The organism is Hahella chejuensis KCTC 2396 (genome assembly GCF_000012985.1).
Taxonomy (GTDB): domain Bacteria; phylum Pseudomonadota; class Gammaproteobacteria; order Pseudomonadales; family Oleiphilaceae; genus Hahella; species Hahella chejuensis.
The window spans coordinates 6389067-6405777 of record NC_007645.1 but is presented as its reverse complement, the minus strand read 5'-3'; the positions used below and the strand labels follow the sequence as shown (position 1 = coordinate 6405777).

Annotated in this window: 15 protein-coding genes; 1 reads left to right on the top strand and 14 read right to left on the bottom strand. The window is 53.8% G+C overall.

The annotated features are described in order from the left end of the window. Positions 1 to 11: 11 nt before the first annotated feature. The 10 genes from pgi to dksA form a co-directional block, all read right to left on the bottom strand. Entirely contained in the window at positions 12 to 1685 is a 1674-nt protein-coding gene (gene pgi, locus HCH_RS28250) for a glucose-6-phosphate isomerase (protein ID WP_011399969.1), read from the bottom strand. A 33-nt stretch (positions 1686 to 1718) separates the two neighbouring features. Next, positions 1719 to 2570 carry a pantoate--beta-alanine ligase gene (gene panC / locus HCH_RS28245; protein ID WP_011399968.1) on the bottom strand — a complete coding sequence of 284 codons (852 nt, stop codon included), beginning with the start codon at positions 2568 to 2570 and terminating at the stop codon, positions 1719 to 1721. Then, positions 2567 to 3361: a 3-methyl-2-oxobutanoate hydroxymethyltransferase gene (gene panB, locus HCH_RS28240; protein ID WP_011399967.1), complete on the bottom strand. Its 795-nt coding sequence runs from the start codon at positions 3359 to 3361 to the stop codon at positions 2567 to 2569. Before panB ends, panC begins: the two co-directional genes overlap by 4 nt. Before the next feature lie 87 nt (positions 3362 to 3448). Next, positions 3449 to 3931, bottom strand: coding sequence for a 2-amino-4-hydroxy-6-hydroxymethyldihydropteridine diphosphokinase (folK, locus tag HCH_RS28235; protein ID WP_011399966.1), 483 nt, complete (start codon positions 3929 to 3931; stop codon positions 3449 to 3451). Continuing rightward, a complete protein-coding gene (gene pcnB, locus HCH_RS28230; protein ID WP_011399965.1) occupies positions 3928 to 5301 on the bottom strand; it encodes a polynucleotide adenylyltransferase PcnB in 1374 nt (457 codons plus the stop codon). Before pcnB ends, folK begins: the two co-directional genes overlap by 4 nt. Positions 5302 to 6289: 988 nt before the next feature. Continuing rightward, positions 6290 to 7678 (bottom strand): sigma-54-dependent transcriptional regulator, encoded by a 1389-nt coding sequence (locus HCH_RS28225; protein WP_011399963.1) that lies wholly within the window; start codon positions 7676 to 7678, stop codon positions 6290 to 6292. 3 nt (positions 7679 to 7681) lie between these two features. Beyond that, positions 7682 to 10648: a sensor histidine kinase gene (locus HCH_RS28220; RefSeq protein WP_011399962.1), complete on the bottom strand. Its 2967-nt coding sequence runs from the start codon at positions 10646 to 10648 to the stop codon at positions 7682 to 7684. Further along, positions 10638 to 10814 (bottom strand): hypothetical protein, encoded by a 177-nt coding sequence (locus tag HCH_RS34505; protein ID WP_041598984.1) that lies wholly within the window; start codon positions 10812 to 10814, stop codon positions 10638 to 10640. Before HCH_RS34505 ends, HCH_RS28220 begins: the two co-directional genes overlap by 11 nt. A 155-nt stretch (positions 10815 to 10969) precedes the next feature. After that, on the bottom strand, positions 10970 to 11875 hold the full coding sequence (gene gluQRS / locus HCH_RS28210; RefSeq protein ID WP_011399960.1) for a tRNA glutamyl-Q(34) synthetase GluQRS: 906 nt from the start codon (positions 11873 to 11875) through the stop codon (positions 10970 to 10972). 21 nt (positions 11876 to 11896) lie between these two features. Continuing rightward, complete coding sequence (dksA, locus tag HCH_RS28205; protein ID WP_011399959.1) at positions 11897 to 12337, bottom strand: RNA polymerase-binding protein DksA; 441 nt, start codon at positions 12335 to 12337, stop codon at positions 11897 to 11899. 219 nt (positions 12338 to 12556) lie between these two features. On the opposite strand from dksA, the gene sfsA reads away from it, so the two are divergent. After that, positions 12557 to 13282 carry a DNA/RNA nuclease SfsA gene (gene sfsA / locus HCH_RS28200; RefSeq protein WP_011399958.1) on the top strand — a complete coding sequence of 242 codons (726 nt, stop codon included), beginning with the start codon at positions 12557 to 12559 and terminating at the stop codon, positions 13280 to 13282. Here the strand turns inward: sfsA and HCH_RS28195 are convergent. From HCH_RS28195 to HCH_RS28180, 4 genes are all read right to left on the bottom strand, one after another. After that, positions 13268 to 13639 (bottom strand): Rieske (2Fe-2S) protein, encoded by a 372-nt coding sequence (locus tag HCH_RS28195; protein ID WP_011399957.1) that lies wholly within the window; start codon positions 13637 to 13639, stop codon positions 13268 to 13270. The genes sfsA and HCH_RS28195 overlap by 15 nt on opposite strands. Before the next feature lie 7 nt (positions 13640 to 13646). After that, positions 13647 to 14438 carry a Crp/Fnr family transcriptional regulator gene (locus HCH_RS28190; protein WP_011399956.1) on the bottom strand — a complete coding sequence of 264 codons (792 nt, stop codon included), beginning with the start codon at positions 14436 to 14438 and terminating at the stop codon, positions 13647 to 13649. A gap of 15 nt (positions 14439 to 14453) precedes the next feature. Then, complete coding sequence (locus HCH_RS28185; protein ID WP_011399955.1) at positions 14454 to 14795, bottom strand: pentapeptide repeat-containing protein; 342 nt, start codon at positions 14793 to 14795, stop codon at positions 14454 to 14456. 198 nt (positions 14796 to 14993) lie between these two features. Beyond that, positions 14994 to 16568 (bottom strand): AAA family ATPase, encoded by a 1575-nt coding sequence (locus HCH_RS28180; RefSeq protein ID WP_041600019.1) that lies wholly within the window; start codon positions 16566 to 16568, stop codon positions 14994 to 14996. Between the last annotated feature and the right edge of the window lie 143 nt (positions 16569 to 16711).

Genomic DNA, 16711 nt, shown 5'->3' with positions numbered 1-16711 from the left:
GACCGGGAGGATTAGCTCCCGGAACCGTTGGCTCTACGAAACCTCTCAACCAGCGCGGCGCTGGACGGGTCAAGCGCATCCGTCGACGCGCCGGTATCCAGCAGCATGGGCAATATGCTGTCGCTGAGTTGTTTGCCCAGCTCAACGCCCCACTGATCAAAAGAATTCAAATTCCAGATAACTCCCTGCACGAAAACTTTCTGCTCATACAAGGCGATCAGTGCGCCGAGAGTGTGTGGATTAATTTCGTCCATCACCAATGTGTTGCTGGGACGGTTGCCGGGAATCACTTTGTGAGGCGCCAGCTCTTCCGCTCGTTCTGATGACATGCCTGCGTCGAGCAGTTCCTGTCGGGCCTTCTCAAGAGACTTGCCGCACATCAACGCCTGACTTTGTGCGAAACAGTTGGAGGCCAGCATGGCGTGATGGCGTCCGGCGGGTTTGTGGGTTTTCAGCGGCAGGATGAAATCCGCCGGCGTCCAGCGTGTGCCTTGGTGCAGTAACTGGTGATAGGCATGCTGACCGTTAGTGCCGGCGCCGCCCCAGATAATAGGTCCAGTGGCGTAGTCAACGCCAATTCCTGCGCGATTGACGCCCTTACCGTTGCTTTCCATATCTACCTGCTGGAGATGCGCAGGCAGATTTTCGAGCGTTTGGTCATAGGGCAGGATAACGTAGCTGTCCGCACCCAGGAAGTTGTGATACCAGATGCCCAGCATGCCCATCAAGACCGGCATATTTTGCTCAAGCGGCGCTGTTTTGAAATGCTGGTCCATGGCTTCTGCGCCAGCGAGCAACTCTCTGAAGGCTTTCATGTCAACCTGCAGCGCGATGGGCAACCCGATAGCGGACCACAAAGAGTAACGTCCACCCACCCAGTCCCACATTGGGAAGACATTTTCCGCATCGATACCGAAATCGCGGGCGCGCTGCACGTTGCTGGAAACTGCGACAAAATGCTTGCTCAGTCCCGCTTCAGAGCCGCCTTCGCGCAAATACCATTCGCGAGCAGTCATGGAGTTCGCCAGTGTCTCCTGAGTCGTGAAAGACTTGGACTGGACGATGAACAATGTGGTCTCTGGATTCAGATTCTCCAAGGTGTAGGCGATATCAGAGCCGTCTACATTGGAGACAAAGTGGCAGCGGATGTTTTCCTGCCAGTAAGGGCGCAGTGCTTCCACAGCAACGCGAGGTCCCAGGTAGGAACCGCCGATGCCGATGCTGACGACATCATTGATTGGCTTGCCGCTGTAACCTAACCATTCGCCGCGATGCACCTTACTGACGAATCGCTCCATTTGCGCCAGAGCGCTGCGGATTTCAGGTTTGATATCCTGGCCATCCACCAGTACTGGCGTATCTGAACTGTCGCGCAGAGCGGTATGAAGAACCGCGCGACCTTCCGTATGGTTGATCGGTTCGCCAGCGAACATGGCGTCGATGGACCTTTTCATCCCCGCGTCTTCGGCCAGTTTTACCAGCTTTTCCAGAGTGATGGAGTTTGCTCTGTTCTTGGAGTAGTCCAGAGTGAGTCCTGCCGCGGTAAGAGAGTAGCTTTGGACTCTGGAGGGATCACTGTGAAAGTAGTCCAGAATATGGTCGTTGGCGGTGTCTGCAGCATGTTGCTGCAACGCCCGCCAACTTTCTTTAGCCTTATCGTTAAGCGTTTGAGGCGTGTCTTGCATTGTTTTGAATTTCCTTGGGATTGATGATGGATATCAACCTAGGTGTACGCTGATGTTGTCGATAAGCCTTGTCGTTCCCAGATAGGCCGCCGCAAGTATCGTGATATCACTGTCGCTGGGGACAGCCGGAGACAGAGTGTCGCTGTTCACGATATTGAAGTAGTCAGGAACGAAGCCGGCTTTTGTCAGTCTATTGTTGGCTTCTGCGCTTATCGCGGCGAAGTCCTTGTCGCCATTTTCGATCTGCTCCGCACTTTCCTGCAGGAGTTTGTACAGCAATGGCGCCGTTTGGCGTTGTTCGGCTGAAAGGTAGCCATTGCGTGAGCTCATCGCCAGACCGTCCGTTTCCCTGAGGGTTGGGCCGCTCTCAATGACGATGGGGAGGTACAGGTCACGGGTCATTTTGCGGATGACCGCTAATTGTTGAAAGTCTTTTTCGCCAAATATGGCGACATCCGGTTGCACCATGTTGAACAGCATGGATACGACTGTCGTCACGCCGGTAAAGTGGCTGGGGCGGCTGGCGCCGCAGTGAAGCTCGCTCAGCCCCGGTGTGATGACCTTGGTGTGGCGCTCCAGGCCCTCGGGGTACAGCTGGCTGACTTCCGGGGTGAACAAAAGGTGGTTGCCGGCGGCGACCAGCTTTTCTTTGTCTGCGTCCAGAGTTCTCGGATACTTGTCCAGATCTTCGTTGGCCCCAAATTGCAACGGGTTAACGAAAATGGATGTCACCACATAGTCGCACAATTCCTTGGCCTGTTTGACAAGACTGACATGCCCCGCATGCAAATTGCCCATGGTGGGCACCAGTCCAATGCGTTTCCCTTGCGTACGCTGCTGCCGGATTGCGGCGCGCAGGTCTTTAACCCTGTGGATGGTGATCATATGTTGAAGCTGTGCTCCTCCGCCGGAAATGCGCCGCTTTTAACGGCTTCCACATAACCTTTAAACGCTGCTTGAATAGAATCGGAACCGGCAAGGAAGTTTTTAACGAACTTCGGTTTTTTGCCTGCGCCAACTCCTAATAGATCGTGCATAACCAGCACTTGACCGTCTGTATATGGGCCAGCGCCAATGCCGACGACCGGCGCGCAGGCTTCCTCCGTCAATTGCTTGGCGAGCTTGGTGGGAACGCATTCCAGCAATAGTATGTCGGCGCCTGCCTGTTCCAGAGCCTTTGCGTCGTCCAACATCAGCTGCGCTTGGCTTGCTTCTTTCCCTTGCACTTTATAACCGCCGAATTTGTTGACGGATTGCGGCGTTAGCCCCAAATGGGCGCATATCGGAACGCCCTGGCGGGATAGGTGGGCGATGGCGTCACAAAGCCAGGCTCCGCCTTCCAGTTTCACCATGTGCGCGCCCGCCTGCATAAGCTGTTTGGCCCCGGCCATAGCCTGGTCTGGCGTGCCGTAACTCATAAAAGGCATGTCGGCGATGATAAATGCGTTACGCGCGCCACGTCTGACTGACGCCGTATGGTAAACCATGTCTTCCAGGCGAACTGGAATGGTGCTGTCGTGACCCTGTAAAACCATGCCGAGCGAATCGCCGACCAAAATCACCTCAACGCCAGCCTGGTCCATTTCGTAGGCAAAGGTGGCGTCATAGGCGGTCATTACCGCGAATTTCTCGGATTTCTTCTTAAGGTCCAGGAGGGTGCTCAGAGTGATGGACATGCAATCATCCTGTACTGTTGGAGGCAATAGACTAAATGGAAACTTGGCGTGAATAAAGTCCCGGATGCGTTGAGGCGTCGTTTCGCCTTACTCCATACGCTCAATGCCTTCTTGCGGCAATGTCGCAAGCAGCGCGGATATCGATCCGATGCCCGGAATAACGCAGCTCGGCGCAATTTCAGCCAAGGGAAATATAACGAAGTTACGCTCGTGCATTGCGTAGTGAGGAACGGTCAGTGCTTCGCTGTCTATGGTCTGTTCGCCAAATAAGAGCAAATCCAAATCCAGAGTTCTGGGGCTCCAGCGTTCGCCTTGGCGTACGCGCCCCTGACTGTTCTCGATCGTTTGCAGCTCTCGCAACAGGGCGAGAGGCTCCAGACTGGTTTCCAGTTGCGCGACAGCGTTGACATACCAGGGCTGGTCAGGCGCGCCGAGTGGCGCACTGCGATACAGGCTGGACGCCTGCAACAACTGAACTCCGGATATATCTTTCAATGCGCTTAGCGCTTGGCGCAGCTGTTGCTCAGGCTGGCTTAGGTTGCTACCCAGGCCGACATAGCAGATTGTCATTGCGACGGAGCACTGTTGTTGGTGCGGCGTGGGCGTCTGCGTGGGCGTCTGCGTCCGCCGGCGCCATCCCTTTTAGGGCCTTGATGCTGCAATTTACTGCGCCCTTGGTCATCGGCTTCCTGATAGCGCGTCCACCATTCGCCGAGCCCTTGCAGGTCTTCGCCGCTTTGTTCACGCAAGACCAGGAAGTCGTAGGCTGCGCGGAAGCGGGGATGTTCCACCAAGCCTTGCAAACGCTTGCTTTGTTTGCGAGGCAGACGAAGCTGCAATTCCCAGATTTCGCGCATGGGCTGACTGAAGCGTTTGGGCAGCGCAGTGTGTTTGACCTGCTGCGCCAGCACTTTGTCGATCGCTTTGTGCATAGCCTGCATAGGCGGCAAGCCGTCGTCTTGATAGCGTTGCTGCAGTCTTTGCATTGGAGACCACAACATGGCTGCGTATAAAAACGCAGGGGTCACCGGCTTGTCCTGGGCGATTCGCTTATCCGTGTTGCGCAGCGCCTGCAGAATCAGTTTCTCCGCATGTGGGTGTTCGTTTTCCAGCAAGCGGTCCGTCTCTGGAAACAGAAACTTGAATAAGTCGAATTGGCGCAGAATTTCGAATGTGCGTACAGCTTTACCCGATAAGAAAAGCTTCAGTACTTCTTCAAACAAGCGCGCAGAGGGAATGTTAAGCAACAGTGGGCCCAGTTCCAGAATAGGGCTGGCGGTGCGCTCTTCGATTGAAAAATCCAGTTTTGCTGCGAACCGGGCCGCGCGCAGCATTCGCACCGGGTCTTCCCGATAACGGGTTTCCGGGTCGCCGATGAGACGTAGAACCCGGTGCTCGATGTCTTCGATGCCGCCAGCGTAATCATAAATACTGAAATCTCTGACGCAGTAATAAAGCGCGTTAACAGTGAAGTCGCGGCGCAGCGCGTCTTCTTCCTGGTTGCCATAGACATTGTCGCGCAGGATCTGGCCTGAGTCGCTGGTGACGGCGTCGCCATCATCCTCTCCGGCATTTTGATGGCCGGCGCGGAATGTGGCGACTTCTATTATTTCACGACCGAAACGTACATGAGCGAGGCGAAAGCGACGGCCGATCAGACGACAGTTGTTGAACTGCTCTCGTACTTGTTCAGGAGTTGCGCTGGTGGCGACGTCGAAGTCTTTGGGTTGCTCGCCCAGTAATAAGTCGCGGACGCCGCCGCCGACTAAAAATGCGTCATAGTTGGCGCTGTTCAGGCGGTAAAGAACTTTCAACGCCGCAGGGCTGATCTGCTTGCGTGAGACTGTATGGCTGTCGCGGGGGATGATTCGCAGTTTCAAAGGTTTTGCGCCGGCTTCTTTGCGTCCCGGTTTTATCAGGCCCATTAACTTTTTCAGCATGACGATCTTGTGTCTATCAATACCAATGATTTCGAGGGCCGGAGTGTACTCTTTTGTAACGGATATTGCGACAGCAAAAGCCGTGCCTCATGCGTCTTGGAATGCTGCTAGAAGGCACTCGGACCCGATATGCTTTAAGCATAGCGTTGATGGGGCATTAGTCGACAAAAGACGGAAATTTAAGGAAAAAATACGAAGAAGGGAGAATAACTAAGGGGAAAGCAATATTGCTTTCCCCCACTGAGAAGAAGGTTAGACGATTTTTTATTTTTATTTTTGTCTTGGTCCCAAACGATTGGTCGCTCCACAATTAGAGCCTAGAGGATTAGTTACAAACGGAACGCTTTGAATACTTCGAGTGATAATAGGGATTTGGATAGTGTTGTTAACGTCTAGAACGTCCACTGTCGTGGTTCTTCTTAATACTAGACACCCTACCCATACCTTGAAATACCACTAAAAAGCTCGGCATCCAAAACAATCAGTTCGCCACCCGTATTTTTATTTTTGTTCTGGGTTGTTCTTTTTGTTCACTCTGCTTTTTTATTTTTATTTGTGCAGTTCGGTGCATTTTTATTTTTATTTTGCACTGTAAGAGAGCATGGGGCGTGCCAGAGAATTAAAAAAACATTATAAAACAGCAATGTAGCTGAAAGTGTTCAAAAGTCGTAAGTGTTTTTGCTTACCTGAGTGTTACCAATGCCCACTGAAAGGGCATCGTGGTGTTCCCCAAAGTAACGCCGGGTAACAACTCAACCACAGTTGGTGTCACAAAGAGGGGCGCGAAGCGCATTTAGACTGTTTTTTAATCAAAATTATGGCCCACATTAGTGATTATGCAAGTCAACTTAGCGTAACAATTTAAGGAAGTGAGCAATAATTGTACGTCTCTGACGGCAAGGTGATCAAATAAGGGACGATTTTGGGCGTGGGGTGGAAAATGTGGGGGAGTTGAAGCCCGGAGGAACCGGGCTGATTGGGGAAAGTGTTACTTTGCGCTTTTTTTGGTGCGTGGGATACCCAGGCGTTGGCGGCGCTCCCACAAACTTTTACGGCTGATGCCCAATTTGCGCGCCAGCTCGGTTTCGCTCATGGTGTCTTGGTTTTCCAGGACAAAGTGCTGGAAATAGTCCTCTAATGACAAATCCGTGCCTTTATCTGCGCCTTTGGAGTTGGCGGGGTTATCCATGCTTAGCATGCCTTCGGGGATATCCAGTTCCCCCTCCAGGTCAATCGCCAGTAAATCCTTCCCAATGTGATCGCTGTCTGAAAGGATGACGGCGCGCTCAACGGCGTTCTCCATTTCTCGCACGTTACCTGGCCACTGATACCGGCGAATGAGGGTGAGGGCGTCCTTATCGAACTTAAGATTGGGCTTATCCATGCGCTCGCCCATCTTGGTCAGTAACATTTTCGCCAGGCCGATGACATCGTCTTCCCGGTCGCGCAATGGCGGGATGCGAAGCTGCATGACGTTGAGCCGGTAAAATAAATCTTCCCGGAACTCGCCTACCTTCGTCATGGCCTTGAGATTGCGGTGCGTTGCGGCGATGAGGCGTACGTCAACGCGTTTGGATTGAGTGGAGCCGACCCGACGAATCTCGCCTTCCTGGAGCACCCTCAACAAGCGCGCCTGGGCCTCCAGTGGCAGCTCGCCAATTTCGTCGAGAAACAAGGTGCCGCCGTCCGCAGCCTCAATCAAGCCGCTGCGCGCGCCCACTGCGCCGGTAAATGCGCCTTTCTCATGGCCGAATAATTCTGATTCGATCAGTGTTTCAGGAATCGCTGCGCAGTTGACGCAGATGAGAGCGCCTTCCCGTCGTCGGCTCAACATATGCAGGGCGCGTGCGGCCAGCTCTTTACCTGTGCCTGACTCGCCTTGAATCAGTACGGTGGTGTCAGTCGGAGAGACTTTGCCGATCAAATCGAACAGCTTCAGCATTTCCGTGCATTCGCCGAACATCAGGTCCTTGATGTCTGCCCGCGCTGAGGCGTTTTCCGCTTCGAGCTTGGGTGGCGAGGGCTTGGCGGGGCGTCGGTCCAGTATGGATTTTATTGACGCCAGCATCTCGTCGTGGTCGAAAGGTTTGGCGATATAGTCCACTGCGCCCAGCTTCATGGAGTCCACCGCGGAACGCAGGCTGGCGTAGCTGGTCATGATCAATACGGGTGTGTCGGTCGCCTGAATCAAGTCGGTGCCGGGACGACCCGGGAGACGCAGATCGGAAATGATCAAATCCGGCTTGCTTTGCTCCGCAACTTCCAGAGCGCGATCAACGGAATCCGCTTCAGCGACGGCGTATCCGTTATGTTGTAAGAGTCGCGTCAGGGCGGAGCGGATAATGCTCTCGTCTTCTACAATCAAGATTAAAGCCATAGCTTAAGTTTCCGTTAACTCTGCAGAGATACTTTCTGAGTCGGACTGATAAGCCGGTAGCTCGATAATGACCCGGGTTCCTTTACCGGATTCTTTATCCGCCGGACTTTCTATCCGAATGTGGCCGTAGTGCTCTTCTATAATGCTGTACACCAGAGACAGCCCCAAACCAGTGCCTTTATCGGGGCCTTTGGTGGTGTAGAAGGGCTCGAACAGGTGATCTATCTGGTCGCCGCTAATGCCGCTGCCTTCGTCCTCCACTTCAACATGGATGGAATATTGTTGCAGCGTGGCTCTCACCCAGATGCTGGCCTCAGCCTCGGAGGCGTCGCGGGCGTTACTGAGCAAGTTGACGAACACTTGCACAAGACGTTGTCCGTCGCCCGTTACCTTTACCGTTTCGTCCACTTCGTTGACGTAGAGCACCTGTGGCTCTTTAGTGGATAAGGAGAGTAAGTGTATCGCTTCGTCGACGCAACGTTTTAACTCCGTCGGCCCATGCTGGGCGGATTGGGTGTAATTGCCTGAGCGGGCGAAATTCATCAGGGTTTGTAAAATTCTAGAGACCCGCTGGGTCTGCACAAGAATATGGCCTGCGGTCTCCAATACTTCTTCATTGCTGGTCATTAGTTTGAGGTTTTGGGCGAGACAGGCGATGCCCGTTACCGGGTTGCCAATCTCATGAGCGACCCCTGCTGCAAGACGGCCTACAGAGGCGAGGCGCTCGCTGTGGACCAGCTCATCTTCCAGTAATTGGGTTTCCGTATAATCCTCCAAAAGCAGCACTTGCCCGGCGCCGGATGCGCCATCGCTTTCAATGGCGGCTTTGTGCAGATTGAACCAGTGCGGCGAGCCATTAATGTCCAGGCGCTTTTTAGAGACATGGCGTTCTTCCGCATTGGCGAAGCTGAACAGCAGGGTGGACCAGGGCTTGGCGATGGCGCTGATGTGCGAACCGATGACCTGTGGAGCGGGAATCCCTGTCTGGTGCTCCATCGCGTGATTCCACATCAAGACTTCAAGGTCGGCGCCTAAAGAGCAGGTGGCGATCGGCAGATTTTGCAGGGTTTGCCGATGGTAACGGCGCAGGGTGTCCAATTCGCCGGCAAGACCGCTGAGACGGTTATGGTACTCCTCCAGTTTGCTCTCAACGAAGTAAATGTCCTGAGCGGGCGCAACGCTGGTGGCTGGCTTGAAGCTGAGATTCTGTTTGACGATATCCTGCGCCAGGGCGGGGCCTAACAGCCCTGACAAATTGGCCTCAATCTGATCTCGCAATCTGCGTAGCGCGTAGGGGCGGTATTCGACTTCATGCAACTGCAACTGAGCAAGGGCGTGGTTGACTTCCCTCTCCGCAGCCTGGCGGCCGAGGGACTCCGTCAGGAAATCCTTAAATTGCTCCGAGCTGGTGGCGACCAGTTCGCGTCTTGATGGACGCATCAGTGTATCGACGGAGCAAGCCTGGGCCGAACGCGCTTCCGCCTGGGAGGCGTCAGTAAACAGGCTGACCATGACGAAAACGAAGATGTTCAGCGTTAGAGACGCCATCACATAGTAATGCCAGTCATCGGGATTAAAGCTGTAGCTGTCGCGCCACGGATTGACCGAGAACACGTCCACGCCGAACAGGATAGGCAGCGGCATGGTGACGAACCACAGGCTTACGCCGGCGCATAAGCCGCTGATGAAGCCGTTGCGGTTCCCCAGGGGCCAATAAATGACGGCCATGACTCCTGGCAATAGTTGCAGGCCGGCGGAAAACGCCAGTATGCCCAGCTCGGAGAGGGAGAAGCGGTTGTCCAGGAACAGAGAGAACAGGTAGCCGGAGCCGAGGATAAACAAAATCAAACCGCGTCTTACCCAGGTCAGCCAGGAATAGATATTGCCGCGGGACAATGGCTGATACACCGGGAGGATAACGTGGTTGAGCATCATCGAGGCCAGCGCCAGACAGGTCACGATCAATAAGCCGCTGGCGGCGGTCAGTCCGCCAAGAAAGGCGACGATGCTAATCCAGGGGGCGTTGAGCACCTGGCCCAGGCCGAGAATAAAAAACTCCGGCGTAGTGGGAACGGATAGCTTGATGCCCGCCCACATGAAAATGGGAATGGGCAGGCTCATCAGGAGCAGATAAACCGGTAGTCCCCAGCTCGCTTTGTAAAGCGCATTGGGATTCAGGTTTTCCGTAAAGGTGACATGAAACATGTGCGGCATCACCAAAGCGGAGGCGAAGAAGATCAGCAGCATCGCCCGCCAGGGGCCCTCCTCCAAATGGCGCTCCATAGCGCTGATGCGCTGCGCGTTCTCTTGCAGCCAGTTATTCACTTCTCCAAAGCCGCCGAACACCTGATAGGCGATTAATATGGCCAGGGCCAGAATGATTACGAGTTTGAGGCCGCCTTCAAGCGCGATAGCCACGATCAGGCTGGGGTGTCTTTCTGCGCGAGTTTGCCCTCGGGCGCCGAAGAAGATAGCGAAGAAAATAATCATGGCGCAGAACAGCAGGCTTACAATTCGCGTATCTTCCAAAGGCGCCAGGACATGCAGAGAATTGTCGAGCGCCTGAAACTGCAGCGCCAGCAACGCCAGCGAAGCAAAGCTGATGAAGAGCGTGCTGATGGTGCCGGCGGCCTGACTGCGGTAGCGGAAGGTGAATAAATCCGCCACTGAAGAAAGTTGATAGGATTTGGTGACTCGCAGAACCGGAATCAACAACACTGGCGCAAGGAGAAACGCGCCGCAAACGCCTAAATAGAAAGCCAGAAAGCCGTAACCAAATTCGTAGGCCAGACCGACGGAGCCGTAAAACGCCCAAGCGCTGGCGTAGACGCCGAGCGATAGAACATAGGTAGCGGGGTGTCGGACCCAGCGCAATGGTATCCAGCCGCGCTCAGTGATGTAAGCCAAGCCAAACAATGCGCTTAGATACAAGGCGCCGTAGGCGAACAGGCTCCAGGCGCTAAAATTCATTCGGTCCCCGCTTTCGCTCTAACCAGTATGCGACGACAATCAGCAGGAACCAGATAATGTAAGGCCTGTACCAGGCGCTACCCGGCGCGATCCACCAGTCCATGATCACTGGTGAAAATATATAGACGCCTAAAATCAGCAGAAACACCAAGCGATAGATATACATAGACCGCGTTACCAAAATACCCGGAAGACTAGGTTTGTCCATGTTACTGGAGGAAACGGGAGCATGCAAAATACCTTTTTGGCTTCCCAATTAGTTGTTTTCGCGCACTTATTAAATATAAGCGGGTGAAAACAGGGTAACAGCTTTTAAGCGCTTTATGCGCTGGCGATGTCAGGCAGAGGAACGCTGCGCAGTCCATGAATCTTGTCGCGGGACCAGCGCAGCGTTAGTTGCGGTAAGAGCTCATGAGGCGTTTCGGCTTGCATCAGCTCTATGTTATCAATTAACAGAGCTGTGGCGGCGGCTCGGAGATTGTTCATGATTTGCCGGTTATCCAGCCCAGGGGCCAGGTTCTGTTTGCTGAGTTTGGCGCCGGAAGCGTCGACGACAACCGGGAAGTGTCCGACTTGCGGACACGCTCTACCCAGCGCCTGATACATTTGATACTGCAATGGCGTGGAGTCGAGCAGGTCGGAACCGCGAATGATATGGCTGACGCCTTGTGCCAAATCATCGCAAACGACCGCCAGTTGGTAGGAGAAAAAGCCTTCTTTGCGCCGGATGACGAAATCATCCAACTCTCCATGCAGGCGGTAGGGAACGGCGCCTTGTATCAAGTCGTTAAAACTGTGTTCTGCGTCTGTTACAGCGAATCGGTAGGCGTACTCGGCGCCTGGGGGCGTTTGACGTAAGCGGCAGGCGTCCAGATGGCGACCGTGGCGCTCAGACAACTCTTTGCGACTGCAAGGGCAGGGATAGGCGTGGCCGTTTGCAAGCAATTGCGCCAGCAGCTCGCTGTAGGCGGAAAGTCGGTGAGATTGATAGATAATGCTTTCGTCCCACAGCATGCCGTGCGCTTCGAGTGTTCGTAGAATGCTGTCAGCGGCGCCGGGGACTTCCCGTAGAGGATCGATGTCTTCGATACGAACGAGCCAGATGCCTTGTCTGCTGCGCGCGTCAAGATAGCTGGCCAGTGCGCCGACCAACGAGCCGAAGTGAAGAGGGCCTGTGGGTGAGGGCGCGAAGCGCCCTCGATAGATATCCGAAGAGACTGCCTGCATAAAGACGCGGGCGAGGCCGGATTAGATGCCGGTTTGCTTTTCCCGAATTTCCGCCAGCGTTTTGCAGTCAATGCACAGCGTAGCGGTTGGGCGGGCTTCCAAACGGCGAATGCCGATTTCCACGCCGCAGGATTCACAAAAACCGTAATCTTCCCGATCAATCTGATCGATAGTCTGGTCAATTTTCTTGATCAGCTTACGCTCTCTGTCGCGAGTGCGCAGTTCCAAGCTGAATTCTTCTTCCTGAGTCGCCCTATCGCTGGGGTCTGCATAGTTGGCCGCGTCTTCTTGCATATGGTGCATGGTGCGGTCTACTTCTTCCATGAGCTCTTGTTTCCAGTCCAGCAGGATCTGTTTGAAATGCTCCAGCTGAGCAGGGCTCATGTATTCTTCGTTGTCACCAATTTCATACGGAGTAAAATTCGTGAACTTACCAGCGCTACCCGCTTTTTCATTTGGCATATCTTCTGCCTCGTCTAGTCACTTCTCAATACCAAGTAGTGTAGGCTCCCGCGCCCGCACTGGACTCATATTTGCTAATATTCGCGATTTGTCAGGATTTAAGCGAGCGAAACATAGCAGATAACTGAACTGATCGCCAACCCTTATTTATTTCAAAGTAGTCCAATTTAATGCGATTGCTATTTTCGGTGTTTATCAGTGCAAATAAGGAGTCATTTTTTGAAAATCGATATAGTTCCAACGCCCGGACGATTGCTGAAACGTTACAAGCGGTTTCTGGCGGATATCCAGCTTCCCGATGGCGCTGAGCTGACCATCCACTGCCCGAACACGGGGGCGATGACGGGGTGCGCTGAGCCCGGAAGTCTTGTGTACTACAGCGACTCCGGCAATCCCGCCCGCAAGTATCGACATACTTGGGAATTGGTGGAGACCCCAGCCGGAGAGTTCGCGTGCGTGAATACGGCGCGTCCGAACCAACTTGTGGGTGAGGCGGTTGACGCCGGCGTGATCAAGGAATTGCAGGGATATCCTTTAAAGAAGGCTGAAGTGAAGTTCGGGGATCAGAACAGCCGGGCTGATTGGATGCTTTCCGGTTCCTCCGAGCTTCCCGACTGTTATGTAGAAGTGAAAAACGTCACTCTTTGCTTGCATGGGCGTGGATATTTTCCCGATGCCGTGAGTACCCGCGGTCAAAAGCATTTGGAGGAGCTGATGTCTGTGGTGAGAAATGGAAAGCGGGCCGCACTGGTATTTTGCGTCAACCATAGCGGTATTTCCGTAGTGAGTCCCGCCACTCACATTGATGCTCGTTACGGGGCTTTGCTATCGGAAGCTATAGAGGCGGGCGTGGAAGTGTTGGCGTATAAATCGGAGATTACGCCAGGGGAAATAAGACTGACTCAAAAATTAGAGGTAACGCCGTTTGATTCAGAAGCGTTCTAAATCTGCGTCAACAGGGCAGATATAGAAGCGCCATTCGTCGTCAGCGCGCTCCATTTCCAGTCGTTGAAGAGATTGTCCCTGGCACGGGCCGCTGATGCACTCTCCAGAGTGGATCAAAAACAGCGCGCCGTGTGTAGCGCAGTGGATAAATTGCCGGGCTTGGTCGAGAAACTGGTCCGGCATCCATTCCAGCTCTATGCCCAAATGCGGGCAGCTGTTGACGTAGGCGAACAAGGCGTTGCGTTGCTTAACCACAAAGACACTGTTGTCGGCTAACTGGAAGCCGCGGCAGGCGCCGTCCGCCAACTGATCCAGCTCGCGCGCCGGTACGCCGCCCAGCAGTTTTCGTGACGCCATGAAATAGCTAGAGCGCAGCGGAATCGCCAGTCAGGCGGCGGTTCAGATCGTTGATGGTCCGAGCCATATTTTCCAATAAATGGAAACAGGTCTCCGGGTGAGCGTGAATCAGGCTGACGAACTGGGTTTTTGGCACCGCCATGACAGTGCATGAATTTCCCGCCACAACGGTGGCGTTGCGAGGGGCGTTGGTCAGCGCGGCGATAGCGCCGAAAATTTCCCCTTCATGCACTTCACCGACTTCCTGTTCATCGATAAAGACCTTCGCATCGCCCTTCATCATGGTGTAGACGTTGTCTGCTTCTTCACCCTGGCGAATGATGACATCCCCCGGCTTGTAGCGAGTAAACCCGGCCTGAGGGCGGTGTTGTTCTTTACTGATATCGCCGTAGGAGTGGCTGAAAAGGGTCATCAGACCGACGACATAGCTTTGCCATGTGTTAGAGAGTTGCTGGTTTTCTTTCATCAGTTCCTGAAAAGCGACGGGAGAAAAGCAATCCAGCTCTACTGGGTCTTCACACACATAGCTGACAGTCGCCGCTTTAATGCCGCCTTCAATACCAGCGACATCTCCGGGTTGAAGGATATAGGCGACCCGGTTGTCCATGACGGCCGAGAGCATCCCGCGTCGCACCAGGCACAAGTGGCCGCGGGGAATGCGCGTGAACAAATCTGTGCCGGGGTAGAGTTCTATATTGTTCGGGCTGGGAGGAAGCAATCTTTGCAGGCTGCGCGCGGAGCTGTTTACATATTCGAGCAGGCCTTCGACGGAGGCCACGTGTTCACCAAGTAAAAACATAGGTCCGGTTCCGGTTCAACGACGGTAGCGTAGGCGCGTGCCATGGGTGACTGACATAACAATTTCGTCTGGAGACAGCTCTTCAGGAAAGTAACAGCCTGATATTTTGGTGCTGGCGATGCTGGCTCCTTCCAGATCCGCTTTGCGGAAGTCGATGCCGCGCAGATCCGCTCCTCGAAAGTACGCGCCTTTAAGATCCAGGCCCGATGCGTCAAGGCCTCGCAAATCCAGGCCGCGAAAGTCGCAGAGTTCAAAGCTGGGAACAGGGGTGGACTGTTTCTGCTTATTGAACTCATCGACCTTTTCAGAACGAAGTAGTTGATAAAGAGAGTGATCTATTATCTTGACCCGTTCCATTGACCTGCACCTCCGGAAAGAATTCTGCGACTTGGCGGATAAGGCCGCCCTGAGTAAACGCTAATCGGGGCGCCGTGACAATAACGACGCATAATCGCAGTATAGACAGAGGTTTAAGTCAAGTCATGTAGTCTTCCGTAACAAAACGGAACGATAAAACGACGCAATAGCAATGGATATGGGTTGAGTCAGCGCAGCTTAAGCTGCGCCGAGACGTTGCACTAACTTTTCGGTCAGAGTCTGAATGTCCTCTGAGCTATCGGTAGCAACCACTAACACGTGAGGCAGCTCGTCTTCCTGGAAGGGTTCATCCCGGGTGAGTTGTTTGTGCATGACTTCCACACCGGCTTCAGCGGGGTCGTCGTTCTTTTCCTTGCGACGGTTTAGACGGCGCTCGATTTCATCCAGAGGCACCCGGCAGTCCACTACTGCGAACGGAACGCCTTCCTCTTCCGCGACTTTTTCCATTTGTTGACGTTGATCATAACGGAGGAAAGTGGCGTCAATGATCACTGCTGCCCCGCAGTGCAACAGGGCGCGGGCGGTGTCAGCGAGATGGGAGTAGGTTTTAATTGAGGCGTCTTTGTTATAGATGCCTTGGTCACTGCCGGAGGCGCCAGTGCTGTCGAGATGAGAAAAACCGAACAGGCGCTTACGCTCGACGTCCGAACGTAGGCGAATGGCGCTCAACCGCTCCAGCAAACGGGAGGTGATGGTGGACTTGCCTGTGCCGGAAACGCCATGGGTAATGAGTAAAAAGCGTGTGGGAACATCCATATAGCTTTCCGCCAATTCCAGGTACTTACGGTATTTGCGCACCTGCTCCGCCTTCGCCTCCTCGCTCAATCCCGGCGCGCCAAGGGTAAACAGCGCCACTTTGCATCTCACCATTGCGCGATATGACTTATAGAAAGGCAGTAACTCAGCGCCGGCGTAGTCGCCGGTAATTTCCAGATATTTATTCAGAAACCGGTAGGAGAGGTGCTTCATGCCCCGATCTTCCAGATCCATCATCAGGAAGGCGAGGTCGTTGTAAACATCTGTCCAGCGAAAGTCTTCGTTAAACTCGATGCAGTCGAACAGAGTGACCCTGTTTTCAAACAAGGTTACGTTGCCAAGATGCACGTCTCCGTGACATTCCCGCACAAAGCCTTTGTCTTTGCGTGACTGCAGAAATGGACGCAGGCGCTCGTAAGTACTTTGCGCCCAGCCTTCGATGTATTCCAGTTGTCGCAATTCCGCCGCGTCAGACAACATCGGGCGGACTTGGTCGAAGTTTTGTTGCACTGGCGCAAAAACTTGTTCGGGATCGCCAAATTCACTGCTGCTGTCGGCGACGGCGGACTCTTGCATGTGGAAATCTGCGAGTTGCTGGCTGAGGGCGTCCAGATAGCGGGGCAGTTTATCTGAATCATTGGGTAGTTTGCTGAGCAGATCGTTGGGGTTGAACTGCTTCATTTTGACTGCATATTCGATTACGTCGCCATTGCCGTCGATGGAGGGTTTCGCCTCTGAGCCGGTAATTCTGACCAACCCCAGGTAAATCTCAGGAGCAAGGCGACGATTGAGCCGTAGTTCTTCCTCGCAATAGAAGCGGCGGCGCTCCAGATCTGTGAAATTAAGAAAGCCGAAATCCATGGGTTTCTTGATTTTGTAGGCGTATGGCCCGGTCAGGATGACCCAGGAGATATGTGTTTCGACGAGTTGAAACTGTGTGACGGGATGTCCATAGACTGCCGGATCCTGCAGCGCTTTGATTAAGCTCTCGCTCACGCGTCGCTCCTTCTTATTTAATATTGCGAGGGTTTCATGCCACTGATTGCTGAAATTGGTTATGATAACCGCCGCGACCGCCCGAAAAACAATCATCTGGCGCACATCTAACATCCTGAAACAACGCGTTTCAACGAGAATAA